This is a genomic window from Mesorhizobium album, assembly GCF_033977205.1.
Classification (GTDB): domain Bacteria; phylum Pseudomonadota; class Alphaproteobacteria; order Rhizobiales; family Rhizobiaceae; genus Mesorhizobium; species Mesorhizobium album.
Map to the genome: position 1 here is coordinate 1 of NZ_JAVIIW010000065.1, position 25,008 is coordinate 25,008.

Below are 25,008 nucleotides of genomic sequence, written 5' to 3' on the forward strand. Positions count from 1 at the left end.
CGTGTTGAACAGCGCGGTGACGTCGCCCGTTGCTGTGCCGGTGATGCCCGCCGTTTCGCTGGCGTCACCGACCAGCGCGTCCTCATCGACCGTCGCCGTCTTCTGTGTCACCGTCGCCGTCGGCTGGTCGTCGATGATGCTCAGCGTCAGCCCGTTGCCGGCCGCCGTCACCTTGGAGCCGTCGAAGTCCTTCGCCTGGATCAGTGAACTGATGTCGAGTGAGGCCGTCCCTTCCGGGGAGCCGTTCTGCGGCGTTTCGTCGTCGATCGGCGCCGAAAGCGTGAAGGTGTAGGCTCCCGTCGCCTCGGTCAGCGCCAGCGTGAACACGACAGTCGTCCCCGCCTTGGCGGTCAGCGTGTCGATGCCGCCGGCGCTCGCCACCGAGTAGGTCAACGCAACCCCGCCGGAATGCAGAGCCTTCAGGCCACTGGTGTCGGTCAACAGTGTGTATGTAAGCGGCGTGTCCGCGCCCGTGTTGAACAGCGCGGTGACGTCGCCCGTTGCTGTGCCGGTGATGCCCGCCGTTTCGCTGGCGTCACCGACCAGCGCGTCCTCATCGACCGTCGCCGTCTTCTGTGTCACGGTCGCCGTCGGCTGGTCGTCGATGATGGTCAGCGTCAGCCCGTTGGCGGCTGCGTTGGCCGTGTCGCCGGCGCCAAAATTGCCGTCCTTATCGGTCGCCTGGATGAGCGCGCTGACGTCGAAGGAGAACGTGCCCTCCGGTGAGCCGGTTTGCGGCGTTTCCTGATCGATCGGCGCCGAAAGCGTGAAGGTGTACGCTCCCGTCGCCTCAGTCAGCGCGAGCGTGAACACAGTTGTCGCTCCCGCGCTCGCGGTCAGGGTGTCGACGCCGCCGGCGCTCGCCAGTGAATAGGTCACCGCGGTTCCGCCCGAAGTCAGCGCCGGCAGGGCTGCGGCCAACTGCGTCGGCGTCAAGGGCGCCAGCCGGAAAGTGAGCGGCGTATCGACGCCGGCATTGAACAGGTTCGACACATTGCCGGTGGCCGAGCCGCCTTTACCCGTTTCGCCGGTATCGCCGACCAGCGCGTCCTCGTCGACCGTTGCTGTCTGCGTGTTGGCGCTCGCGGTCGGCACGCTGTCCTCGAAGATGATGTTCGAGCCGACTTCCGTGTGGTCGTTGGTCGTCAGGGTCTGCGTTTCCGTGACATTGAGAATGTCGAAGCCGGGCGTGTTGCCCGGAGGCATGATGTTCTCGACCAGGAACTGGTCGAACTGCGCGCCGTTCAGGGACGTGAACGCGATCTTTTCCCCGGCTGTGAGGCCGTTGACTATGCCGTTGGGTGCGCTGGTCGTGCCGCCGAAGGTGATGCCGTTGTTGCCGGTGGTCCGCGCCGACGAGGCGACCAATGTCCCGCTGCTGTTGTAGACATCGATTTCGCCGAGCGCGATCGTGTTCGTGGAGGTGTTCGTCTGCGTGCTGCCGAAGATGGCAGCAGATTCGTTCTGGGCGATGATCTTGACGTTGATCAGACTATTGGTGGGGGTCACCTGGCTGATGTCGAAGCTCGCCCCCGTGCCTTCGATATAAACGAGGCTGTTGAGCGTGCCGTCGGTGAGGAATGTCTTGTCCTTGGTGTTGCCGCCGGTGAAGCTCGACACGAAATCGAAGCGCAAGGCCCCGCCAGGGGTGATCGACTGGCTGTTACTGCCGTCGCCGCTCGAACTGGTGTTGACGGTGTCGGGGTTGGCCGAGCTCCCGTCGAGCCCGGTCATGAGCACAGACGATGCCCCACTGCTGCTGGTGAACGCCAACCAGTAGTTCTGCCCCGGATTCTTGGTGCCGATGTTGAAAGACTCGGTGGAACTGGACGATCCGCTGACATAGACGAGGCCCTTGAGATCGAGGGTGTTCGCGTCCTCCCCCAGGGCCGGCTTCGTGTTGGTGAGTGCCTCGTACTGCACGACCCAGATCGTGGCGCCGCCGCTCGTCGGCTGCAGCAGGAGCGCAAAGGCGACCGCGCCGGTGCTGTTCGTCTCGCGGCCGAGCACGATGTCGGGGTTGCTCGGATCGGAGTAGAGGAAGATCTCGTTGCCGTCGATGGCCTTGAAGCCGGTGTCGACGCCGTTCAGCGCCCCGCCGGTGCTGTTGGTAAGCTTCAAATTTTGGTCGGTCGTGCTGACGATCGCGTCCTCGGAGATGCCTATCGCCTTGGTCGTGCCATTGGCGCCGTTCGTCGTCGTGTCTGGATAAATGCCCAGCGTTTTGAGCTCGGCGCCGAGCGAGGACAAGGTGGAAATACTGCTTTGAAAGGTGGATAGCGTGACGTTGTCGTCGGAATCGGTGGCGTCACTGTCTGCCGCAAGAGATGTCAGTCCTAGGTTTTCGTCCTCAATGACGTTGCCGGTGATGGTAATTGACATGATGGAAGCTCCCTGCTCAGCGGCGATTGCGCCGCGGTGTTCCTGTTTCGCAGTCTCGATTTCCGATGATGATCACTGAATGGGGCGTGCACGAAGCCGGCCGGGGGGCGGTCAGTCCGCCTAGGCCCTCGCGACTTAGGAGATGTTGCAGCGTGGCGCTGTGCGGCCCTGCGGACGGATCAACATGACCGTGCGTGCGGCCGGAGGGCTCGTCGACAATGATGTCTTGGGTCAGGATGTCGAGCGCCATCGAGACTCTCCCTGGTTTCAATGCGACAGGCGCGAAATCAGCCCCAACGCTGGCAACCCGGTCGCATGGGCGTGCATTCGCCGGCAGGGCCGGCGCTGCGCGCCTTCGTTAAAGGAAACTGGGGTGGTGAAATGACTCAGGGGGTAGAGGGGTCGGGAAGAGCCGCCGCTGCTCCTCCGCGCCATGCCCCCTTAGGCATCGCTTGGCGGATGCGTCCTGTGCGCATCGGCAACCCACCAACGGCGGGCACCAAGGATCAACGATGAGGGCATACTCAACCCCGCCCCTCTTCAACAGGCATTGACTGCCTGTACGCCTCCCGCTCAGAACATGAGCAACAGAAACTTTACTCTTATTTGTGGAAAGTTCAAATCGGACTATTGATATTTTAATAAATCCGTGAAGCGGAAAAGGTCCCCTGTTGAGAGGGACTTCTGTCCCTCGTGATTCGGAGATGGTAGTGGCTGATGCCGTCATCCAGCGCGCGCGAGCGCTTGCTCGGGCTTCGACGATGCCGAGCATCCGGTTACGCTCCAGCTCAGCGGTTCTGGGCGGCTGCTGCCAGGTGGAACTCGTCTCCAGCACCATTTGGTCTTCGTAGTCGCAGGCCGATCCAGCCCTAGAGTATATCAAGTGTTCCGGTGATTGGCCGTTGGTCGACGTTGCTAAAGCGGCGGCGGTTCGATCGCCAGTCCACCGCCTCCGGCGTCAAGCCATATTTTCGTCGCCGGACCCATCCAGGCGATCGCACCAGATCCGCGACGAAATGGACGGAAAGGCCGAGCGCGGCGGGATAGAGCAAGGCTCTGGTGGTCATTGTGTATCGGTTTCGCTGGATCAGACCGCGCAGGGTCTCCGCCGCACCTCGACGCCGAGGTCGCGCAGATCGCGGCCGTTGCCGCGCCGCGCCGCTTTTCTGGAGTGATAAGCCGCGTCCGACGCGGCGAATTCGTAGCTCTACTCGGCGGCCGACTCCGATGGCGCCTCTGCCGGCCCCGAAAGCTCGGCCTCGGCACGGGGCTTGCGCCGTGAAAACAGCGACCTGAGCGTGACGTAGAACACCGGCGTCAGGAACAGGCCGACGAAGGTGACGCCGAGCATGCCGGAGAACACCGCGGTGCCGAGCGACTGGCGCATTTCTGCGCCCGGGCCCGTTGCGATCATCAGCGGCACGACACCGAGGATGAACGCGAAGGCGGTCATCAAGATCGGCCGCAGCCTGAGCCGGCAGGCTTCGACGGCAGCCTCGGCGGCCGACAGGCCGCGTTCCTGCGCCTGCCGCGCGAATTCGACGATAAGGATCGCGTTCTTGGCGGCAAGCCCGATCAGCACGATGAGGCCGATCTGCACGAGGATGTTGTTGTCCAGCCCTCGGAAAGACACGCCGAGCAACGCCGCGAGCACGCCGAGCGGCACCACCAGCACAATGGCGAACGGCAGCACCCAGCTTTCATATTGCGCCGCCAGCGCCAGGAACACGAACAGCACCGACAGTCCGAAGATATAGACGGCGGCATTGCCGGTGTTGCGCTCCTGATAGGCGAGCTCGGTCCATTCATAGGAGGTGCCGGCCGGCAGCGTCTTTGCCGTGATCCCTTCCATCAATGCCAGCGCGTCGCCCGTGGAAACGCCGGGCGCGGCGTTGCCCTGCAGCGGCACCGAGACGTACATGTTGTAGCGCTGGACCAGCGCCGGGCCGGTGACGTCGCGGATCTCGATCAACGTGCCGAGCGGAACCAGCGCGCCGGTCGCCGAGCGCACCTTCAGTTTCAAGATGTCGGCGCGATCGAGGCGGAACGCCTGGTCGGCCTGCGCCCGCACCTGGTAGACGCGCCCGAAAGCGTTGAAGTCGTTGACGTAGGCGGTGCCCAAATTGATCGACAGCGTCTCGAAGATGTTGGGGATAGGCACGTTCAGGATGCGCGCCTTGTCGCGATCGATCGCCAGGAAGAATTGCGGGCTCGACGCGGAGAACGTGGTGAACACGCCCATCAGCCCCGGCGTCTTGTTGGCCTTGCCGGCGATTTCGTAGGCAAGCGCCAGGATCTGCCGCATGTCGGCGCTGTTGCGCTCCTGGATCTGCAGCTTGAAACCGCCGGCATTGCCGACGCCGCGGACTGGTGGCGGCGGCAGTGCGATAATGAAGGCTTCCTTGATGCTTTGCAGGCTGCCGAACAGATTGCCGATGACCTTGGTCGCCGACTGGCCGGCCTTCAGCCGCTCGTCAAACGGCTTGAACCTGGCGAAGATCACGCCCTGGTTGCTGGCGTTGGTGAAGGTCGCGCCGGAGAAGCCGGCGAAGGCGACTGCGTAGTCGACGCCTGGCGTTTTCTGGATGATCTGCGACGCCTGCTGGATGACCGCATCGGTCCTCGACAGCGAGGCGCCGTCCGGCAACTGGACGACGACGATCGCATATCCCTGGTCGAGCGACGGAATGAAACCGCGCGGCACCGTCTGCACCATGTAGACCGTGGCGTAGATCAGGGCCGCGAAAACGGCCAGCATGGCGGCGATCGCTATCCACGAGCCGACCAGCACGCGGACGATGCTCGAATACCAATGCGCGACCCTGTCGAAGCCGCGATTGAAGCCGTCGGCGAGCGCTCGTCCGAACCGCGCCAGGAAAAAGCGCGGTGGCGCCGCCGCGGCATGGTGCGACTTGAACAGCAGTGCGGCCAGCGCTGGCGAAAGCGTCAGCGAATTGAATGCCGAGATCGCCGTCGACACCGCGATGGTGATCGCAAACTGCAGGTAGAACTGCCCAGAAATGCCGGGGATAAAGGCTGTCGGTACGAACACGGCTATCAGCACCAGCGAGATCGCGATGATGGCCGTTCCGACTTCGTTCATGGTCAGGTGCGACGCCGGATTGGGCGCCAGCCCACTGGCGATATTGCGCTCTACGTTCTCGACCACGACGATCGCATCGTCGACGACGATGCCGATCGCCAGAACGAGGCCGAACAGCGTCAGCATGTTGAGCGAGAAGCCGGCGGCGTAAAGCACAGCCAGCGTTCCAATCAGCGACACGGGGATCGCCACAATCGGCACGATTGCCATCCGCCCCGATTGCAGGAAGACGATGATGACGATGATGACCAGCAGCATCGCCTCAAGGATCGTCTTGTAGACCTCCTGGATCGACTCGGCGACGAACTCGGTCGGATTGTAGACGATGTCGTAGCTCAAGCCCTTCGGGAAGTCGCGGGAAAGCTCCTTCATCTTGTCCTGGATCTCCGCGGCTGCGGCGAGCGCATTGGTGCCCGGCCGCTGGAAGATGGCGAGCGCCACCGCCGGTTTGCCGTTGAGATAGGAGTTGGTGACGTAATCCTTGGCGCCGAGCTCGATGCGCGCCACGTCCTGCAGCGAGATCAGGCGGCCGTCGTCGGTCGATTTGACGATCACGTATCGGAAGTCGCGGGCGTCGTTGAAGCGGCCTTGCGTGGTGACCGTGTACTGGAACGCCGTGCCGGTGCCGGTCGGCGGCGCGCCGATCGAGCCGCCCGACACTTGGACGTTCTGGTCGCGCAGCGCCTGCACCACATCGCCCGAGGTCATCCCCAGGGCGGACAGTTTTTGCGGATCAAGCCAGATGCGCAGCGAATATTCGCGTTCGCCGAAGATGATGAGGTCGCCGACGCCGTCTAACCTGAGTAGTATGTCGCGCACCCGCGAGCGGGCGTAGTTCGAGACATAGAGCTGGTCGTAGGTATTGTCGGGCGACAGCATGTGCACGACCATCATCAGGTCGGGCGAGCTCTTGGTGGTGGTGATGCCGAGGCGGCGGACTTCTTCGGGCAGGCGCGGCTCGGCGACCGACACGCGGTTCTGCACCAGCACCTGCGCCTTGTCGAGATCGGTGCCCAGCTTGAAAGTGATGGTCAGCGCCATCGACCCGTCGCCCGACGAATAGGACGACATGTAGAGCATGCCCTCGACGCCATTGATCTCCTGCTCGATCGGCGTTGCCACCGTCGCTGCGACCGTCTCGGCGTCGGCGCCCGGATACTGCGCGCGAACGACGATGGTCGGCGGCGCGATCTCGGGATATTGCGCGACCGGCAGCTGGGTATAAGCAATCCCGCCGAGGACCAGCAGGACGATCGAAACGACCGATGCGAAGATTGGGCGGTCGACGAAGAAATGTGCGAACCTCATTGCCGCAACCCGGCGGTCTCGGCCTTGGGCGGCAACGTCACCATCTCGACCTTCACCTTGGTGCCAGGCCTGGCGTGCATCAGCCCGTTGACGATGATCGTCTCGCCGCCGGTCAGGCCCGAGCGGATCACCCGGTAGCCGTCGAGAAGCGGGCCGGTGCGCACGGGCTTCGCCGACACCATCCCGGCATCATCCACCAGGAAGACGATGCGTCGATCCTGATCGGCGCCGATCGCCCCGTCGGGCACCAGCACGCCGCTATGCGGCAGCGACCCCGGCACGTTGATGCGCCCGAACATGCCTGGCTGGAGAATGCCGTCGGCGTTGGGAAACTTCGCACGCACCCGCATGGTGCCGGTCGCGTTGTCGATCCGGTTCTCGGCAAAATCGAGCTTGCCTTTGAATACCGCCTCCGCGCGGTCGGCGACACGAACCTCCACATCAAGCCCGCCGGCGCCTTCCTGCATGCTGCCGCCACGCGCCTTCGCGTCGCGGGCGTAGCTGAAATACAGGCGCTCATCGACGTCGAAATAGAAGTCGATCGGGTCGCGCGTGACGATGGTCGTCAGCAAGGTGGAATCCGGCTGCACGAGGTTGCCGACCGACACCAGCCGGCGGTCGATGCGGCCGGACAAGGGTGCCTTGATCTCGGTGAATTCCATGTTCAGGCTGGCCGTCGTCAGCGCAGCCGTCGCGCCCTGCATCTGCGCCTGCGCCGAAAGGTATTCCCGCCGGCGGTCGTCGACCGTGGCGGGCGAGATGTTGCCGGTCCTGGCGAGTTCGTTGGCGCGATCCAGCTGCATCTTGGAGAATTCGAGCAGACTCTTGGCGACGTCCACTTGCGATTTGGCGGCATCATAAGCCGCCTGGTAGGGACGCTGGTCGATGGTGAAGAGCAGGTCGCCCTTGTTGACCAGTGCGCCGTCCTGGAAGCTGACCTTGTCCAGATAGCCGCTGACGCGCGAACGGATGGCGACCTGGTCGACGGCTTCGAAGCGCCCGACGAACTCGTCGTCTTCGACGATTTCACGCACCACCGGCTTGGCCGCCGTCACCACGGGTAGCTGCTGGTCCTGCGCAAGCGCAGTGCTGCTGAAAGCCATGCCGAGCAGGAATGCCGCCGACGCGGCGGCGCGGGCAGGCCAGCCGGCCGATCGACGGGGTCGCCCGCCCGCGTCGCGATGCAATTGCCCATTCCCTGGGGTGTCCATTTGCGTCCCCGCTCGCTGGACCCGGAGGTCGGTTGATCCGCTTCTACGCTCAGGCTTGTTGTCGAGATCAGAGCACTGCAGTGTTGTGCATGGCAACATGATCATTTTCCATGTGGGCTGAAATGTCCACCCTGTGGCTGCCCCGCCACCCGTCCTCCTCCTGACCGACCTGAGGTCTCTGGAGCGCCCGGATGCAACCAGGAAACGGCCGACGGTCCAATACAGCCCCAACCGTAGCGCGCCCCTGCAGCGAGCGCTGCAACGGTTGTGGAGACGCCAAGGCCGGCAGAAACAAAGCCTGCCTCGTGTCCGTGGAGTCATACTCCACCAGTATGTCTGGCTCGACGCCAGCGAAACGCAGCGCATTGAAGTTCATTTGATGCGACGCAAATTGAGGATCGATATCGACGATCGTTTCTCCCGCTATGTCATGCGCAAATTCCTGTCCTGGGGGACGCGCAAATGAGGCACCCTGAACAACCCGCCGTTCTGGAGATGTTGTGGCTGCTGGCCATCCCGCTTTCTGTGGAACTGGTTGTCGTCTTCGCTGGCTTGGTGCTGCATTAGAGCGCAAGCGCTCGCTTCAGATCCTCATGCTCGAAGGCGCTCGCCATTCGCTTGATCTCGGCGGACCGGGCGCCCACCGCCTTGGCGGTACCATTCCAAGTCGACGTTACTGTCGCGACTTCCTTGATGATCGTTCGTGCCTGATCCAGCGTAAGCGCAAAAAACTCAGACGCCGCCTCCAAAAGATCGAGCGAACACGTACCGTCATCGAGGTCAATATTGGTTGTCAGAATCCGTGGCTTGAGATCGGTCGGAACCGGATTGAGATCGTAGGCGGGCGAGAGCGACCATCCGGTTTTTCCCAGCCAAAGGAAGCCGTGGTTGCGCAGGTGATCGTCGACATTGGAGACCATCACGTTGAAGACGACCCGGCGATAGAGGGCATGAGCGTCGGTCTTTCCCTGGGCACCATGCTGCGCGAGCGCGTCGACCATTTCGGGATAGCTGCCGTGCTCACCGTCCCTTGCACCCATCATCGCCATTGCGGACAGGAAAGGGATACGGACCCCGCCCTCGCGGTCGAAACGTCTCGACAGCATGACGGGCTTGCCCGCGACCTTGATCAACTCGTGCTTCGGCGTGGCGATGCCGGCTTGTCCGGCCAGACGCAACGCGATCTCCTCCCAGGTCTCTATGCTGTAGTCGTCGGTCTCGTTGGGAAATTTGGCGATTGCCAAGTGACCATGCTGGTCGATGACAGAGGCCTTCGGTCGGGCCCCGCCAAGAGAAGAGCCGGGCGCGAAGATCAGTCGGAAATCCTCCTCCGTCTCCTCGTCCCTAAGGATCCGCTCGGTAATTTTCAGGAGGCGCCCGAGCTCGATAAGGGCAGGGACGCCTTCACGGATCGGCGCCTGGTATACGTCGTCGTCAAGCCATCGGAAGCGAAGGGCGCCAAGGCGCGTTTCGTCCGCGACTCCGAGAAGATAATCGCTTTCCATAAGGGTGCGAACGGCACGTCCCTCGCGTTCCGCCAGACGACGCTCAGCACGCTGCATGAGGCGTCGCCCCCAGGTATCAGGAGCAGAGTCGCCGATGGACCCGAATGTCGCTAGCCCGGCAGGGGGGGCAAAGGCACCGCGCGTGAGCGTCAGAGCTGGCTCGAGCGAAAACCGGTCAGGGTCCTTGAGCCATGAACTGTCGTATTCAAAGAGGATCGTCTCCGCGCTCCGCCCGCGATTGCTCCGCGCAAGCCCGACGGGGCGCGTGCGGCCATCAACGTCGATATGGACCTCGAAGTCAGTCATCTCGGGGCGTCCGGGTCGGCCGCTTGAGGTGGACATGCCTTGGCAGTTCCGCGGTTGACAGTGCCTGGCCGACCTTGTCGTTGCTGATGTCGGCAACCTGGCTCAGACCGTCGAGCAGGCCTAGCGCTTGAAGAACGCCGGCATATATGCCGATGCTGACGTTCGTGTCGCCGGCCTCCACCCGTTGCAGGGTCGAACGTGAGGTGAACGCGCGCTCGGCTACCACAGCCATCGGAAGCCTGCGCCGCCGCCGCGCATCGTGGATATCTGCTCCCAGCTTGCGCAGGGCGCGTCTCACGGCTGCCGGAGGCGTGTGAGGAGTAGGCATTTTGACACCTTCGCAATACATATCTGCCAAATATGTAGCACCAAGATGACAATATTTCCAGATCGTCGAATGTCCGATCTAGCGATGCGCAATCTCAACCCGCCAACAGGCTCAGGTAGCACGCATCGATCGGCCTGAAGAGCGCGTTCCAGACGGAGCACCGCCAAGCGCTATGGCCGGCCGACCGTCTATTGCGCCGGAACGGATGCTGCGGGCGATGCTGTTGCAGATGCGGTATTCGCTCCGCTCCGAGCGTCAGTTGATGGAACGGCTGGAGTTCGACCTGTTGTTCCGCTGGTTCGTGGGGCTGGGGATCGATGACACCGCATGGGATGCCTCGACGTTTTTCGAAGAACCGGGACCGTCTGCTGCCGACGCAGATAGCGCAAGGCTTTCTGTCGGCGCTGCTTTCGCAGCCGGCGGTGAAGAAGCTTTTGAGCGCGCAGCGTTTCTCGGTCGACGGCACGATGCTGAAGGCGTTCGCCTCGATGAAGAGCTTTCGGGCCAAGGACGGCTCGGATGCGCGCCTCACCCCTTTCCCTTTGTCCGTCGCTCCAACGCATCCACAATTGAACCACAGAACTTCTCGTGATCGAGCTTTATCGCCAGTGCCGTGGTTGGCGCCGTAAAGGTTCTCGTTCGCAACCTGCCGCAGCCAACCCAACGACCCGCCGGCATCGGCTCTTGAACGACAATGATTCCCCTAGGTGATAGCCGCATGCAGGCGTAGCATGCAGCCGATGGGGTGTGCGATGACGGATGTCTCGATACGCCGGGCGGATTTCATGATGGTCCTGGCCTATGCTTCGGACCTTGCCACCGGGCATTCGCGTGACTTCGCGCTCAAATCCTGCGTGATCGCGATGCGGATCGCTCAACTTGCTGGCGTCTCGGAACAGGTTCGGCGCAATGCCTATCACCAGTCCATGCTGCGTTATGTCGGCTGCAACGCCGACACCGACCTGCTTTCAGGCCTCTTCGGCGACGAAATCGCGCTTCGTCAGGATCTCGTCGGGCTCGACATGGGCAACCGTGCGGAGCTGGGCAGGGTCTTCGCGCAGGCATTCAAGCGGGTCTATTACGATCTCGCCCCTGACGCGCAGGCCAAAGCCATCGAGGCCGCGATGTCGCAGGCGCTCGCGGTGGCGCGCCCGGTTCTGACGGCGCATTGTGAGGTGGCGCAGCGGATCGGCGAGCGGCTCGGCCTCTCTGACGAGATTCGGCGCAATCTCGGACAGATCTACGAACGCTGGGACGGCAAGGGCTTGCCGCGTGGGTTGAGCGGTGAGGATGTCCTGCCAGCCGTGCGCCTGATCACGCTGGCGCAGGATGCGATTGCGCTCAGCGATGCTGTCGGCGTCGACGGGATGGCCGAGACCATTGCCAGTCGCGCCGACGGCCCGTACGAGGCGGATCTGGCCCGGCTGGTCTCCGCCAATGCGGCGACGCTGATGCAGGGTATCGGCACCACGGTCGACCGCGAGACGATCCTGGCGCTGGAGCCCGATCCGCCGGTGACGCTTGACGAGAAGGCTTGCGATGAGGCGTTCCTCGCCATCGCCGACATGATCGACATGCGCATGCCGTTTACGCAGGGCCATTCGCGGATGGTGTCGGAACTGGCAGCGGGTGCTGGGAAACGGATCGGGCTGCCTGATCCTGATGTCCGTGCGCTGCGCTGGTCGGGCTGCATCCATGATATCGGCGAACTCGTGGTGCCGGTTGCGACCTGGATGCGAAATGGTCCACTGTCGGTGCGCGAGCGCGACGCGGCGCAACTGCACGCCTATTACGGCGAGCGCGCGCTCGCGTCCTTCGGCGACGAGGGCGCAGCCATGGGCGCGCTCGTGCTTCGCCATCACGAACGCCTCGACGGCTCGGGTTATCACCGCAAGGTCGGCGGCTCCGACCTGTCTCCGGCAGCCCGGATCCTGGCCGCCGCCGAAGCCTTCCAGACGTCGCGGGAGGAGCGCCCGCATCGCAAGGCGCTGTCCAGCGAGGCGGCGGCAGCACAGTTGCGCGCGGCGGTTCGTGACGGCTGTATCTGCCCCGACGCCGCCGAGGCCGTGCTGTCCTTCGCCGGGCTGTCGTCGCGGCGGGCTGTGCCGCGGGCGCTGGCCGGCATGACGCCGCGCGAGATCGAGGTGCTGCGCCTGATCGCTGCCGGATCAACGGCCAAGGAAGTGGCACGCCGGCTGGATATCTCGCCCAAGACCGCGGACCACCATATCCAGGCTGTCTACGCCAAGATTGGCGTGGGTACCCGTGCCGCGGCCGCGCTCTACGCGGTCGAGCACGGCCTTGTCAGGCCGGGCGAAACGCCGGCATAGGGAATCCACCCCATGTGCGCCTGCCGCAAGGCGCGCATCGTGCTCCTGTCGACGGACCAATGGTGGCCGCGACCGACAGGAGGGTAACCAGATGCTTCTCGCAACGACCAAAGTGGCGGACATCGACCACTTCATCCGTATCTTTTCGACCAAGGGCGCCGACAAGCGCCGGCTGCACGGCTCGAACGGCGCAACCGTGTTCCGCGACCCGACCGAGCCTGACCGCGTCTGGGCGATCTTCGACTGGGACGCAGAGGGCTGGAAGAACTTCGTATCGGATCCGGAGGTGCCTGCGATCCTGCAGGAAGCCGGCCATGTCGGCAAGCCGCAGGCGGCACTGCTGCTCGGACACTACGAAGCCTGACGTCCACGCTGCAGCCGGGCTGCCGATCGGCGGGCGCACGCCACGCTTCGTACCGCTCCTAACTCGAACACATGGAAACGGAGAAATCAGATGGACCCGAAACCCATCAAGATCGGCCTCATCGCCGAACTGACAGGCCCATTGTCTTTCATGGGCATCGCAAATGCGAACCTCACCACCATGCTCGTCGACGATATCAATGCCAAAGGCGGCCTTCTGGGCCGGCCGGTGGAACTCGTCATCGAGGATGGCGAGACCACCGACAGCGTTGCCAAGGCAAAGGCTGCGAAACTAGTCGACGTCGACAAGGTCGATGTCGTCGTCGGCGGCATCTACAGCTCGACCCGTCTGGCCATCAAGAGCGAGGCGGTCACCCGGGGCAGGACGCTCTACATCTATACCGAGCAGTATGAGGGACAGGAAAACGATCCCCTGATTTTCTGCACCGGGCCCGTGCCCGCCCAGCAGGTCGAGCCGCTGATACCATGGCTCATGAACGGCACCGGGGCGAAGCGGTTCTATTTCCCGTCGGCCGATTACATCTGGCCGCATCTTTTGAACAAGGCCGCCAGCCGGGCGGTGCGCGCAAATGGCGGCGAGATCGTCGGCGAGGAGTACTTTCCGCTGGACACCATCGATTTCCGGGGGACGGTGCAGCATATCATGGCCAGCGGGACCGACGTGGTTTTCAACACAATCGTCCCGCCGGGGCTGACGCCATTTCTCGAAGAACTGCACAAGGCCGGTTTCGGCAAACGCGGCGGCAAGATCGTCTGCACCTACTTCGATGAGAACTTCTTCAACCTGGTGCCGCCCGAGCAGATCGAGGGCCTCTACAGTTGCCTCGACTACTACCAAGAACTCGACGAACCGTCCGGTCGCGCGCTCTTGCGCCGCTACAGCGAACGGTTCCCCGGCGGCGCCACCTTGACTGCGGGCAGCGGGTGTACTGGTCACTACCGGGCAATCAAGATGTGGGAAGCGGCGGTGAAGGAAGCAGGCAGTGTCGAGCGCGGCGCCGTCATCCGGGCACTCGACCATGCTCGCATCGCCGAAGGCCCGGGTGGTCCGGCCGAGATGGTTCCCGGCCAGCATCACGTTCGCATGAATATGTACATCGCGCAGGCGCAGGGCGGCCAATTCCGGGTCGTGAAGAAGTTGGGTCCGATCGATCCCAACGAGCGAGTACTCAGCGACTTCCAATTCAGGAACGCAGGGTGACTTGAAGCGCGGATCGCTGGTCTCCCTGGTGGCGGGGGCAGCCACATGGTGCCCTCGCCATCAATCGGGTCGACAGAGCTTGCTCCGTCACACCGATGAGAAGCTGACCCAGCCACTCGCCGACCGCGTTTATCTTCTACGGAACGGCAGCTTTGCGCCTGATGTCGACCATTGAGGGTGCCTGCGCCAATGCCCAAAAGCGGACTACGCAGACCGAATATCCGTTACCGGCGGCCTGTTCCCCGAAGCGTGGCCTTAGGCTTCCAGGACGGTCGGCAACTGAAACGCGGGAGCGAGCCGCTGGGCGAGCGGCTGCATGAAGGCGGTAAACGTCGCGATCCCAGCGTTGTCCAACGAGAGTAGCTGCAGGGAATGCGCGTTCCAGCGCCCTGCGGCGCCGCGCGTGTAGAGCGCGAACGCGGGCTGCAGGTTCGCACCGACCGGAACGAGCCGGAAGCCGCGATAGGCGGGCCAGACACCTCCGAAGAAGGCGGCGATGGAGTCCCGGCCCTGGTACCATTCGCGCCAGGGCGGCATTGCGTAGACGGCCTCCTCCTTCAGGAGCGCGACGAACCGATCTAGGTCCGCGCTCTCCCAGGCTCGCACATAGCGTTCGAGCAGGGTCCGCTGGTGCTCCTCCGCGATCTGCGCCGGCCGCACCTCTCGATCGAGGGTGGCCAGCTTGGCACGCGCCCGTTGCAGGGCACTGTTCACCGACCCAACCGAGGCGTCGAGAACGGCTGCGACCTCGAGCGCGGACCAGCCCAAGACATCGGCTAGCAGCAGGACTGCCCGTTGGCGCGGCGGCAGCTGCTGGATCGCGGTGATGAACGCGAGACGGACCGACTCGTGCAATTCGTAGCGAGCGTCGGGCCCTGCGGCGGTATCCGGCAGGTTCTCCAGCTCGGCATCGGGGTAGGGCTCGATCCACAGCGTCTCCGCATCCGGCCGGCCTTGCGGCCTCTCCGTGGACGGGCCGTCGAGCTGGGGCGGTATCACCCGGCCGCGCTTGGACCGGCTGGCGACCATGCTGAGCGCGACGTTCGTCGCGATGCGGTAGAGCCAGTTCTTCATTGAGGCGCGCCCCTCGAAGCCGTCGAAGCTACGCCACGCCCGCAGCATGGTCTCCTGGACCGCGTCCTCGGCTTCGTGCAACGACCCGAGCATGCGATAGCAGTGAAGTTTGAGCGCGCGGCGATGGGTTTCGGCGACCGCGGCGAAGTCGGCGCGGCTGAGTGGGTCCGTGCTTGCGGGACTGATGAATGTCGTGTCTCTCATGGTCAACTCCTTAGACCGCGGCCGTTCCAATTTCTCTCAGGTCGCTGGTGCGAGCCCGTCAGCCGAGACGGTGAAGATAGATCCCGCCTCCACCGGTGGCTTGACCGCCACGTCGAGGACCGCCTGCGCGACGTCCGCAGGCTTCTGCCGCGGGCCCATGTTTTCAAGGAACTTTTCGGGCGGGACGCCAAGGTAGCGGGCATAGCCGTTCACCGCAGCCTTCCCGAGTTCCGTCTCCGGCATGACGCGGGAGGGGACGAGCGTCACGAAGTGGATGCCGAGCTCGAGGCGATCAGACTCCGCCTGGCAATACTTGGCAAGGAACATCTGCATGCGTTTGGCCCCCGCGTAACCGCCGGAGATCGGCGAGCCGCCCAGCCCGGCACCGCTAGAGATGATTACCACGACCGAGCCCGGTGCCAGCGGCGCGCGCAGCGCCTCGCGGCAGAACAGGAAGGCCATCTTGGTGTCGACCTCCCAGTTAACCGCGAACTGGTCCCAGTTCAGCTCGGAGATCGGAAGGGTCGGCGGCATGGCGCCGCCGCAGATGACCAGCACGTCGGGTCGAGTGTTCTTGAAGACCTTCGACGGGGCAGATTCCGACGCGGCGTCGAGCGCCAGGGTGTCGATGCCTCGCTTCGTGAGGCCAACCAGGCCGCGCTTGACCCTGGCAACCGCCAGGACTCTGGAGCCTTCGGCCGACGCGCGGTCGACGATCTCGCGGCCGACGCCCCGACTCGCGCCCAGCACCACGACGCGCTTACCCCGCAACGATTCATTCTCCGACGACATGGTCCAGGCCTCCTCAGGTCCACCGTTTGTTGGTGTCGTGGAGACCTCGTTCCGCCGGGAAACTCATCGGTCCGACCAAGATTTTTTGTCTCGGTCAGCCCGTTGAGGCCCGGCGGCGCGCGCGTCAGTGCAGATAGACCTCGACGTGGATTTTGTTGGCCACCATGTCCGCATAGCCCGAACCCCAAGCCGGTTTCGCGTTGACCCAGGAATAGGCTCCCGCTGCAGTCAGGAGACCGATCCGCACGGCCAGGTCGACGATCGGCTCGCCGGCGCGGGGGGTCCCGACGCCTTCGGCGGCGATCCGGTTCCCGTCATCGGTCTCGATGGCGCCTCGGAGCTCGAGCTCGCGGCTGCCGTCGGGCGCGAACGCGCAGGTAGTCGAGGCCGCGCAGCGACCCCGACACGCGTCCCTTCACGGGGCCAACCAGCGCGACGTCGAACTGGGCACCCTGCGGCGGCACACCGACCTGCCCGGTCAGCACGGCCTCCATGTTCAGGCCGTAGTCGGTCACGCCCGTGATATCGAGGTCGTATTCGAAGATCTTTCGTAGCTCGTGGCTTTCTTGCTCCTACGTTTTTGCACGGCGGGGCCGCGGCGCCTATCGCGAGCTTGGTCCGGATGTTTCGGTTCGGCTGCGCGGGGGGCTGCCGGCTAGTCGACGATCAAGCCGCCGGTCAGGTTGGCGACGGTCCCGGTCATACCACTGCCGCGGTCGGACGCCAGGAATGCAGCCACCTCCGCGACTTCGGAGACCTTGGACGAGCGCTTCCGGTGCGTCAGGCTTTCGATGAAGCCCTGGAACTGCTCTCTGGGAATTCTCATTGCCTGGGCGTGCAGTTCGAAGACGATATCGATCGTCTCGGTCTCCGGCATTCCGGTCGAGCGGATACAGACCGCCCGCACCCCGCGGGCGCCGAACTCTGCCGAGAGGTTGCGGTTGAAGGCTTCCATGGCCGCCCAGGCGGGCCCCATGCCTCCGACCAGGCCCGCTCCAAGACGCGCCGGTTCCGGGGTGTTCATCAAAAGCACGCCCGAGCCTTGCTCGGCCATCCGCCACGCCGCGGCCCGCGCCGTCAGGAAGTGCGAGCGCAGATAGAGGGTGATCGGCGCGACGAACGCGTCGACTGACAAGTTGGCGATCGGAATGCCTTGGGTCCCGGGCTGCGGGACCGCGGTGATGCCGTTGAAGGAGACGTCCAGCCGGCCGGTGGTCGCGAAGACCTTGGCCACGTGGTCCTCGACGGCCCGTTCGTCCAGGGCATCGACCTGGAAGGCCTCCGCCGTCCCGCCGGCTGCGCGGATCTCTTCGGCCACGCGCTCGACTTTGCTGAGCGTACGCCCGGAAAGAAAAACGTTCGCGCCTTCGCGGGCGAAGGTCCGCGCCACGGCGCCGCCAATGGCGCCGCCGGCTCCGTAAATGATCGCTGTCTTGTTCTCGAGAAGCATAATCAGTCCTTCCATCTCACGTTTGGAGCCAGGCGGGACCCATGTGCCCGCCGCAATGCTGTTCGCGCGGTGGAGACCCTCTACACCCTCAAAACTCATCGGTGCTGTTGGCTATTTTTTAGGCGGAGCGAGTCCCGAGGGCCGACTTGCGCGGCGCGCCAGCGACCTTGCAGGTCGCGCGGCCGCTCGTGGGTGCCGATTATCATGGCTTCTGTTGTGGTCGGCGGTTTTCGATATGGGCGGGTTCGGCTCGATACCCTGGCCGACTGCCGGCCTCATCTTCGTTCCGCTCCTTACCAACATTATGTCCTGAGAGGTGTCCCCACGCCGGTTCAGGGCTTTGTCCTGGGTCTTTTTGATTGCGAAGGATCTATACCGCGCCCCCGGTCGTCAGTGACTCCTTGCCGGCGAACGGTCCCGTCGTGATCCTGCTGCACGGCTGGCCGTACGAAGCGCTGTCCTTGCCAGAAAAGCAGACATCGCCGAACCACAAGCCGCTGCCGCCGCGGAGGCAAGGGGAACCGTGATGTGGTCCATTTTTCACGTCAAGCGACGCATATGGACATTTTTCACGGAATAGGGACATTTCTCATCAGATCCATCTCTCATGACGATCATCCAGTGTCGCCGGCCTTAACCCGATCGATTCCGGCACCATCGTCATCGGCGACCGCAACGTCACCAACCTGCCGGCGCGGGATCGTGATGTGGCAATGGTGTTCCAGTCATACGCGCTCTACCCGACCATGACCGTGGCGCAGAACATCGCCTTGCCGCTGAAGATGCGCGGCCTCGACCGCAAGACGTCCGACGAGAAAGTTGCGGGCGTCGCGCGCCTGTTGCAGATCGAGCCGCTGCTGGCGCGCCTGCCGCGCGAGCTCTCTGGCGGCCAGCGCCAGCGCGTCGCCATCGGCCGGGCGCTGGTACGCGATCCACGGCTGTTCCTGTTCGACGAGCCGCTCTCCAATCTGGACGCCGCGCTGCGCACCGAGCTTAGGGCCGAGATCAAACGCCTGCACCAGTCGATCCGCCGCACCATGGTCTATGTCACGCATGATCAGACCGAGGCCCTGACGCTCGCCGACAAGATCGTCGTGCTGAAGGCGGGCAAAATCGAGCAGACCGGCACGCCGCTGTCGCTCTATGACGATCCGGACAATGCTTTCGTCGCCGGCTTCATCGGCACGCCGCGGATGAATTTCCTGAAAGCCACCGTCGTCAACGACGGCAAGGCGCTCGCCGCCGGCGAGGCGAGGGTGGACATCTCCCATCTCAAGACAAGACTGGCGAACGGCAAGACCGTGACGCTAGGCATCAGGCCGGAGCATCTCGACGAGAAGCAGGGCGTCGCGCTCTCGCTTGCCGTGGACGTCACCGAGCGCTTGGGCTCGACCTCCTACGTGCACGGCGCGCTGCCGGGTGGCGAGACCGTTGTCGCCGAACGCCGCGAGGATCAACCGCGCTTCGGCGAGACCATCACACTACGCTTCCAACCACGCGCGCCCGCGTCTTCGACGGAGAAGGTAGTCGCATTCGCTGACGCCCGGCCCGGTTTGCATTTTTGCGGGCGAGCGGGCCTCGTCAGGTTCGAAGCCGCGCCTGACATTGCGATCGCCGGCGACCGCTTTCGAATTCATACGCTTACTTATGAGTATTCGCTAATATTTCGAACGTGCGGTTCGTTGGCTTCTGATGTCGATATCAGCAACGACCGTTCCCGAGACAGGATCGGTCACGCCGAGGTCGCCGCCTAGATCTTCCAGCATGTCGCGCATCGTATCCAGAAGCCCTATCATTTGCGGCCGCGCCGCGGCCAGGCTGTCCATGTCGTTCCACTCGCCGACAATGCAGAAGGTCCGGTCCCCAGTCTTGATGAGCGCACCTTTGCGGAAGCCCTTGACGTCGAATTTTGCCTTCTTGTGCGCATCGATGAATGCCTGTTCCTTGCCGGGCTTGGTGCGGAACCGAACGACGTTATAAGCTGTCATGCCTTCCTCCAATCGATAGCGGATATCGCTGCTTGGTCAATCTTATGGGCGAGCCTCGAGGACCATGTTGAACGGGGTCTCGGTGGCGCGGCGGAACCGCTTGAATCCTCCGCCCGCCACGACCTTGCGAAGCCTCGCTTCGCCGGCTTGGGCACCGAGCCCCAGACCCACCTCCTGGGACAACGAGGCCGGCGTGCAGATGAAGGTCGAGGCGGCATAGTAGATGCGGCCGACCGGGTTGAGGTTCGCCGCAAGCTGATCGTGCGCGAAGGGCTCGACGATCATCCAGGTGCCGTCTGGCTTCAGCGCCTTGTGGACATGTCTGGCCGCACCTTCCGGATCGCCCATGTCGTGCAGGCAATCGAAGAAGGCCACGAGATCGTAGGTGCCAGGAAAATCCTTGGCCAGCGCCACCTCGAAGCGCGTGTTGCCGGCGACGCCGGCCTCTTTCGCGGCGGCGCGGGCGCGGTCGATCGACGGGGCGTGATAGTCGAAGCCGGTGAAGCGCGAATTGGGGAAGGCCTTGGCCATCAACACGGTGGATGCGCCATGGCCGCATCCCACATCGGCGACGTCTATGCCCTGCTCCAGCTTCTCAACCACACCGTCGAGTGCCGGCAACCAAGAGCCGATCAGGTTAGCGTTGTAGCCTGGGCGGAAGAAGCGTTCGGTGCCGCGGAACAGGCATGCGCTGTGATCGTGCCAACCCAAACCCTTGCCGGAGCGGAAGGCCTGCCGAACCTTCTCCTCGTCGAGCCAAAGCGTTGAGACGACCTCGAACGCGCCGGCCATGAAGGCCGGGCTGTCCTCATTGACGAAGACCTGCTCCTGCTCGGGGCTGAGATAGAACCTGTCGCCGGTCTCGTCATATTCGACATAGCCGGCCGCCGCCTGTGCCGACAGCCATTCGCGGACCAGGCGCTCTTGCGTGCCGGTCTTTTTGGCAAGCTGTCCGGCGGTCATCTTGCCGCCCTCGCTCAAGCCCGCGAACAAGCCGAGCCGATCGCCCAGCAGCACCGCAGCTCCTGTGGTAATGGCGCCCAGATCGCCGACCATCTTTCCAAGCAGCGCCTCCAGCTTTTCCTGGTCGGGTTGCGTCTCCTTAGTGCGTTCCAGCATCGGCTTTCTCCTCCGGCTCGATCCCAAACACTCGCATAGGCACAAGCCAGATCCGGTCACCGGGGAAGGCCTCGCCAAACTGTCCATCATTCGCCCCGCAATGGCTGACTGTTACAGCTTCACAGCAACGTGACCTAACCTCGCAGGTTGATCGGCCTTGAGGGTGTGCTAGGCCAGGTCGATCGATCATTAAGGACCCCACATGGTAGGCATTTCGCGAAAGCACCCGATGCTGCGCCGCTCGCAGGCGATGTGGGTGTCGCGGCGCGTCTGGCAGCCGCGGCTTGTCTTCTGGGCGGGCGCCATCTCGATCGGACTGATCAGCGTGCTGTTCGCGCTGCTTGCCGACCAGGCGCAGGCGCTGTTCCATGTCGTTATCGGCAGCCAGGGCGAGTGGCGCTTCTATGTGCCGCTGGTCATGACGCCACTGGGCTTCGTGCTGTGCGCCTGGCTTGCACATGAATTCTTCCCGGGCTCGCAAGGCAGCGGCATTCCGCAGGCGATCGCGGCGCGGCATCTGCGCGACGACGAGGACCGCAGCCATATCCTGTCGCTCAGGCTGGTGATGGGCAAGATCGCGCTCACCGTCATCGGCCTGTTCTGCGGTGCCTCCATCGGCCGTGAAGGTCCGACCGTGCAGATCGGTGCCTCGTTGATGCTACAGGCGGCGCGCTGGGGCGGCATGGCGCAGGCGCGCGGACTGATTCTTGCTGGCTCTGCTGCGGGCATCGCGGCCGCCTTCAACACGCCGCTCGCTGGCATCGTCTTCGCTATCGAGGAGATGGGCCGAGCCTACGAGTCACGCACCAACGGGCTCGTGCTGACCGCAGTGATCCTCGCTGGCCTGGCCTCGCTGGGTCTGCTCGGCAACTACACCTATTTTGGCCTCGCCAGGGAGACAGTCGACTTCGCCAGCGACTGGCCGCTGGTGCTCGCCTGCGGCATCATCGGGGGCGGCGTCGGTGCGCTATTTTCGCTGCTGGCGCTAAAGGCCATGCGCCGCATCCGCCGCTGGAACGCGCTGCAGCCGCTCTCGCGCACACTGCTCGTAGCGGGCATTTGCGGGCTGGCGGTGGCCGTAATCGGGTCCGCATCTGGCGGCCTCACCTTCGGCACCGGCTATGCGCAGGCGCGCGGCGCGATCGAAGGCGCGCCGCTGCCGGCTTTCTTCTTCGTCGAAAAATTCGCGGCCGGCCTGCTATCGATGGTCTCGGGCATTCCGGGCGGCATCTTCGCGCCGTCGCTAGCGGTCGGCGCCGGTCTCGGCAGCACGCTCGGCCTCATCCTCGGCGCTGCAACCGGCACTGCGGCCCTGCTCGGCATGGCCGGCTATTTCGCCGGCGTCGTTCAGGCCCCGATGACAGCGTTCGTGATTATCCTCGAAATGACGGGGAACCACGACAATGTCATCGCACTGATGTGCGCCGCAGTCCTGGGCTATGGCACGGCGCGGTTGATTTCGAACGAGCCACTTTATCATGCACTGTCGCGGGTGTTCATCGCCGAGGCAATCCGACGGCGAAGAGCTAGAGATGTCGACGCGCCTAGCTCCATCGCTTCAACCGGGATTTGAGTCCTTCCGGAAGGGCGCTCAAGTCTCAGAAAGAATAAGGCGCATCGCGCAACGTCGCCTCGCGTATTGCATACGAGTCCGGACATTGAGCCTGCACACTCCGCGTTAGCACCGCAATTTCCTTGTGCGCCGAATCTCGATCTGGCGGCTTTGTCAGTAATAGTTCTCGAACCTTAAATTGTCCGGAACCTCGTCGAGCACCTCGGCGACCGCCTTCAGACCGAGTTTCAACTGCCCTGTCGTGCGGGTGGCGGCCAGGCTGACGCGAATGCCCTGAGGAAAGCTGGACCGGTTCACCGCGAAGAATTCGGCCGGAGCGACAGCCGTGCCTCGAAGGGCGACGCGCTCGGCAAAATCCCTGGAGCGCCATGGCCGCAATGCCGGATGCGGTGCAATCCCTTTGGCAACACGTGGAGCAGGAAGCGGCGGATGAACTCGTCGGGGCCAAGCGTCATGAGCTGCTGCCGGTCGGCGCCTTCGCGACGATAGGCGCTGGTAGTGCTCGAACAACTCGGTGGAGAAGCGGTCGGCGCGATCCTGCGGCACCCGCAACTCCAGCTTGCCCACACGGGTGATCAGGGTGCGGCCGTAATGGCCTAAACGGTAACCGAGACGCTCCGGTGTGCACTCGCTCAACCTGGATCCCATAATTTGAAAGGGCATCGATACGACAAGCTAATCCCACTTGACGGCGCTTCCCCATGTGAGCCTGCCATGACCGCCCTCTCTCAGCGAATTTGCAGAGCTCTCAGCACACTATCTCCGAACGTGCAGAGCGCCGCGTGGTATGCCTGCCGCCAAGGTGCTCAGGCGATCGAGACCACCAGCGGCGTCACACCCCGGTGGGAACCCAAGAGTGAGCAGCGGGTTTGTTCCGAATGCCGAAACATTCGAGCTACCCGCTCAAATCAAAGGAGAAAGCGATGAGCAAAACCACAGCCGTTGCTTCAGTGGTGCTGGCGATATGTGCTTCGCCTGCGCTCGCCCAGACCAATGCCGCACCTGCGCCCACCGCACCAATACAGGAGCAGCAACAGCCACCTGGGACAAGCGGACAGAGCCAAGAGTCGATGCGTGAAATGATGCGCCAGATGATGAGTGAGATGATGCAAGAAAGAATGCGTGAAGATCGGGGTCCGCGACCAGAACAGCGCGGCGGCGACCACTGGCATCGCAACTACAAAATGGGCCCGCCTGAAGGGGGCCGGATGATGGGGGAGCGCGGTATGGAAGCCGGGATGATGCACGGCGCAGCCATGCGAATGATATTCGCCATAATTGACGCCGACGGCGACGGCACGCTTTCGCGGACCGAGGTTCAGGATTTCATAGGACGCATATTCAACGCCGTCGACGAGAACGGTGATAACAGTGTCGACATGGACGAAATCCAATCATTCTTCCACAGGCCGAGTGGCGAGGAGGCAAACTAGGCCGTGAACCCGTAAATCTGCCGGGCGGACGGCTTGCCAGAGTCCGCTATGCACCGACAGCAACCAAATTCTGCAGCGCAGCTGAATGACGCGAAGGGCCAGGAGCTGAAGTCGAGGCCTCACGTTTGGAATGCTCGCGCGTCAGATTGCGAATATCTTTCCGACGGCCAAGGGTGCCACGGTGCTGTCACCATAGGCGTTCGCGAGGGCATTCACCGCCCGCCAGCCCGTGCAATGGCCCGGCGCGATCAAGGTAAGACCGAACGTTCCGATGTCGCGCACGGATTCGGCAATGATCTTCTCGTTGCCGCCCGCCAAGTGGAAGCCGCCAGCAACAGCATAGAGCGGGATCGCCGGGAAACTGGACTGCGCATGTTTGAGAACGTTGATGATACCTGCGTGCGAGCAGGCCGTGAGTACGACAATGCCTTTGCCGCCCACGTGAACGGCCAGAAAGCGCTCGTCCATGATGAGCGGATCATCTTCCCAAGATTGGCCGTCCTCGCTCCGCCGCTTGTGGCCGGGGAACCCCTTCTCGTAGCTCGTCATGCGGGGAATCTCGCCGCTGACTAGAAACATATCGTCGAGCAGGACTTGCGCCTCAGTCGTGACGACCGGGACGGCTCCCTTCGCAGCGAGATCGTCCGGCGAGGGGATCTCGCGGATGGGAAGTAATCCGCCGCCCGTGAGCGGCAAGGCGCGCTGGCGGAACATGCCGGGGTGCAAATAGCAGGGAATCGCGCGGCCGCCGTTTGCTTTGGTGATGAGGTCAAACGCAATCGGCAGCCCGCCGGCGTGGTCCCAGTGCCCGTGCGAGAGCACCACAGCATCGACGCTGGCGAAGTCGATGCCCAGCCGGGTCCCATTGTATTCGACCGCGAACTCCACCGGACCGGCATCGAACAGAACAACGCGGCTCGCCGCGCCGCGAAACGCTTTGACGACGACTGCCAAGCCGTGATTCGCACAACATTGGCAGCGGCCGGACAATTGTCGCATGCCAGCCCGCATAAGTGCCGTCCACTCAAGCGTGACATTCGGCGGGGCCGTGGACAAGCTATCGGTCAGATTGTCGATCAGGATCTGAAATTCCAACCGATCCACGGGCTGCAAAGTGGGCATAGGCGGTTTCCCTCGTTCGGCCGCACGAGACTCTCTTCCGAGCTATGCGTCCTCAGGCCGAGGATAAAGTCTACCACATTAGCGAGCGGAAACGGCGCTCCAAATGGGCTGAAGAACAAGCTGCCAATGTCGGAGAAGACGCGATTTTGTGGGTTGGCGGCCATTCGCAGTGCCAGAGCGGTCGTCTATGACGCG

At 63.6% G+C, this 25,008-nt stretch carries 19 protein-coding genes and 3 pseudogenes; 7 read left to right on the forward strand and 15 right to left on the reverse strand.

Annotated features, from left to right (window positions below; translation table 11 throughout):
- The 6 genes from RFN28_RS31870 to RFN28_RS31900 all read right to left on the reverse strand — a co-directional run.
- The coding region (locus RFN28_RS31870) for a T1SS-143 repeat domain-containing protein (RefSeq protein WP_320291133.1) at window positions 1–2,382 on the reverse strand (2,382 nt) is incomplete at its 3' end.
- 16 nt (window positions 2,383–2,398) lie between these two features.
- Complete coding sequence (locus RFN28_RS31875; protein ID WP_320291134.1) at window positions 2,399–2,632, reverse strand: hypothetical protein; 234 nt, start codon at window positions 2,630–2,632, stop codon at window positions 2,399–2,401.
- A 957-nt stretch (window positions 2,633–3,589) separates the two neighbouring features.
- Window positions 3,590–6,793 carry an efflux RND transporter permease subunit gene (locus RFN28_RS31880; protein ID WP_320291136.1) on the reverse strand — a complete coding sequence of 1,068 codons (3,204 nt, stop codon included), beginning with the start codon at window positions 6,791–6,793 and terminating at the stop codon, window positions 3,590–3,592.
- Window positions 6,790–7,896: an efflux RND transporter periplasmic adaptor subunit gene (locus tag RFN28_RS31885; protein ID WP_320291158.1), complete on the reverse strand. Its 1,107-nt coding sequence runs from the start codon at window positions 7,894–7,896 to the stop codon at window positions 6,790–6,792. Before RFN28_RS31885 ends, RFN28_RS31880 begins: the two co-directional genes overlap by 4 nt.
- A gap of 671 nt (window positions 7,897–8,567) precedes the next feature.
- Window positions 8,568–9,815, reverse strand: coding sequence for a type II toxin-antitoxin system HipA family toxin (locus RFN28_RS31895; protein WP_320291137.1), 1,248 nt, complete (start codon window positions 9,813–9,815; stop codon window positions 8,568–8,570).
- The gene (locus RFN28_RS31900; RefSeq protein ID WP_320291138.1) at window positions 9,808–10,143 is read right to left on the reverse strand and encodes a helix-turn-helix domain-containing protein; all 336 of its coding nucleotides are present in this window, start codon (window positions 10,141–10,143) and stop codon (window positions 9,808–9,810) included. The genes RFN28_RS31895 and RFN28_RS31900 overlap by 8 nt, the downstream gene beginning before the upstream one ends.
- Window positions 10,144–10,321: 178 nt before the next feature.
- Between RFN28_RS31900 and RFN28_RS31905 the strand changes: the two are divergent.
- The 4 genes and pseudogenes from RFN28_RS31905 to RFN28_RS31920 all read left to right on the forward strand — a co-directional run.
- A pseudogene (locus tag RFN28_RS31905) lies at window positions 10,322–10,661 on the forward strand (transposase); the annotation flags it as partial.
- 234 nt (window positions 10,662–10,895) lie between these two features.
- Window positions 10,896–12,473, forward strand: coding sequence for an HD domain-containing phosphohydrolase (locus tag RFN28_RS31910; RefSeq protein WP_320291139.1), 1,578 nt, complete (start codon window positions 10,896–10,898; stop codon window positions 12,471–12,473).
- Between the two features lie 91 nt (window positions 12,474–12,564).
- The gene (locus RFN28_RS31915; protein WP_320291140.1) at window positions 12,565–12,837 is read left to right on the forward strand and encodes a hypothetical protein; all 273 of its coding nucleotides are present in this window, start codon (window positions 12,565–12,567) and stop codon (window positions 12,835–12,837) included.
- 90 nt (window positions 12,838–12,927) lie between these two features.
- Complete coding sequence (locus RFN28_RS31920) at window positions 12,928–14,058, forward strand: substrate-binding protein (protein ID WP_320291141.1); 1,131 nt, start codon at window positions 12,928–12,930, stop codon at window positions 14,056–14,058.
- A gap of 255 nt (window positions 14,059–14,313) precedes the next feature.
- Here the strand turns inward: RFN28_RS31920 and RFN28_RS31925 are convergent, their stop codons facing one another.
- From RFN28_RS31925 to RFN28_RS31940, 4 genes are all read right to left on the reverse strand, one after another.
- Window positions 14,314–15,336 (reverse strand): sigma-70 family RNA polymerase sigma factor, encoded by a 1,023-nt coding sequence (locus tag RFN28_RS31925; RefSeq protein WP_320291142.1) that lies wholly within the window; start codon window positions 15,334–15,336, stop codon window positions 14,314–14,316.
- 36 nt (window positions 15,337–15,372) lie between these two features.
- Window positions 15,373–16,128 (reverse strand): SDR family NAD(P)-dependent oxidoreductase, encoded by a 756-nt coding sequence (locus RFN28_RS31930; RefSeq protein WP_320291143.1) that lies wholly within the window; start codon window positions 16,126–16,128, stop codon window positions 15,373–15,375.
- 124 nt (window positions 16,129–16,252) lie between these two features.
- On the reverse strand, window positions 16,253–16,375 hold the full coding sequence (locus tag RFN28_RS31935; RefSeq protein ID WP_320291145.1) for a hypothetical protein: 123 nt from the start codon (window positions 16,373–16,375) through the stop codon (window positions 16,253–16,255).
- Window positions 16,376–16,783: 408 nt separating this feature from the next.
- Window positions 16,784–17,578, reverse strand: coding sequence for an SDR family NAD(P)-dependent oxidoreductase (locus tag RFN28_RS31940; RefSeq protein ID WP_320291146.1), 795 nt, complete (start codon window positions 17,576–17,578; stop codon window positions 16,784–16,786).
- Window positions 17,579–18,264: 686 nt separating this feature from the next.
- Between RFN28_RS31940 and RFN28_RS31945 the strand changes: the two genes are divergently transcribed.
- Complete coding sequence (locus tag RFN28_RS31945; RefSeq protein WP_320291159.1) at window positions 18,265–19,332, forward strand: ABC transporter ATP-binding protein; 1,068 nt, start codon at window positions 18,265–18,267, stop codon at window positions 19,330–19,332.
- Here the strand turns inward: RFN28_RS31945 and RFN28_RS31950 are convergent.
- Entirely contained in the window at window positions 19,237–19,566 is a 330-nt protein-coding gene (locus RFN28_RS31950; protein ID WP_320291147.1) for a putative quinol monooxygenase, read from the reverse strand. The genes RFN28_RS31945 and RFN28_RS31950 overlap by 96 nt on opposite strands.
- A 42-nt stretch (window positions 19,567–19,608) precedes the next feature.
- Window positions 19,609–20,685: a class I SAM-dependent methyltransferase gene (locus RFN28_RS31955; protein WP_320291148.1), complete on the reverse strand. Its 1,077-nt coding sequence runs from the start codon at window positions 20,683–20,685 to the stop codon at window positions 19,609–19,611.
- Between the two features lie 202 nt (window positions 20,686–20,887).
- Here RFN28_RS31955 and RFN28_RS31960 point away from each other — a divergent pair, with 202 nt between their 5' ends.
- A complete protein-coding gene (locus RFN28_RS31960; RefSeq protein WP_320291149.1) occupies window positions 20,888–22,258 on the forward strand; it encodes a chloride channel protein in 1,371 nt (456 codons plus the stop codon).
- A 356-nt stretch (window positions 22,259–22,614) separates the two neighbouring features.
- On the opposite strand, the pseudogene RFN28_RS31965 reads toward RFN28_RS31960, so the two are convergent.
- Window positions 22,615–22,713: pseudogene (locus RFN28_RS31965) on the reverse strand (transposase); the annotation flags it as partial.
- 34 nt (window positions 22,714–22,747) lie between these two features.
- Window positions 22,748–22,888: pseudogene (locus RFN28_RS31970) on the reverse strand (transposase); the annotation flags it as partial.
- 293 nt (window positions 22,889–23,181) lie between these two features.
- On the opposite strand from RFN28_RS31970, the gene RFN28_RS31975 reads away from it, so the two are divergent.
- Complete coding sequence (locus RFN28_RS31975) at window positions 23,182–23,691, forward strand: EF-hand domain-containing protein (RefSeq protein WP_320291150.1); 510 nt, start codon at window positions 23,182–23,184, stop codon at window positions 23,689–23,691.
- Between the two features lie 141 nt (window positions 23,692–23,832).
- Here the strand turns inward: RFN28_RS31975 and RFN28_RS31980 are convergent, their stop codons facing one another.
- The gene (locus RFN28_RS31980) at window positions 23,833–24,813 is read right to left on the reverse strand and encodes an MBL fold metallo-hydrolase (protein WP_320291151.1); all 981 of its coding nucleotides are present in this window, start codon (window positions 24,811–24,813) and stop codon (window positions 23,833–23,835) included.
- Window positions 24,814–25,008 lie beyond the last annotated feature (195 nt).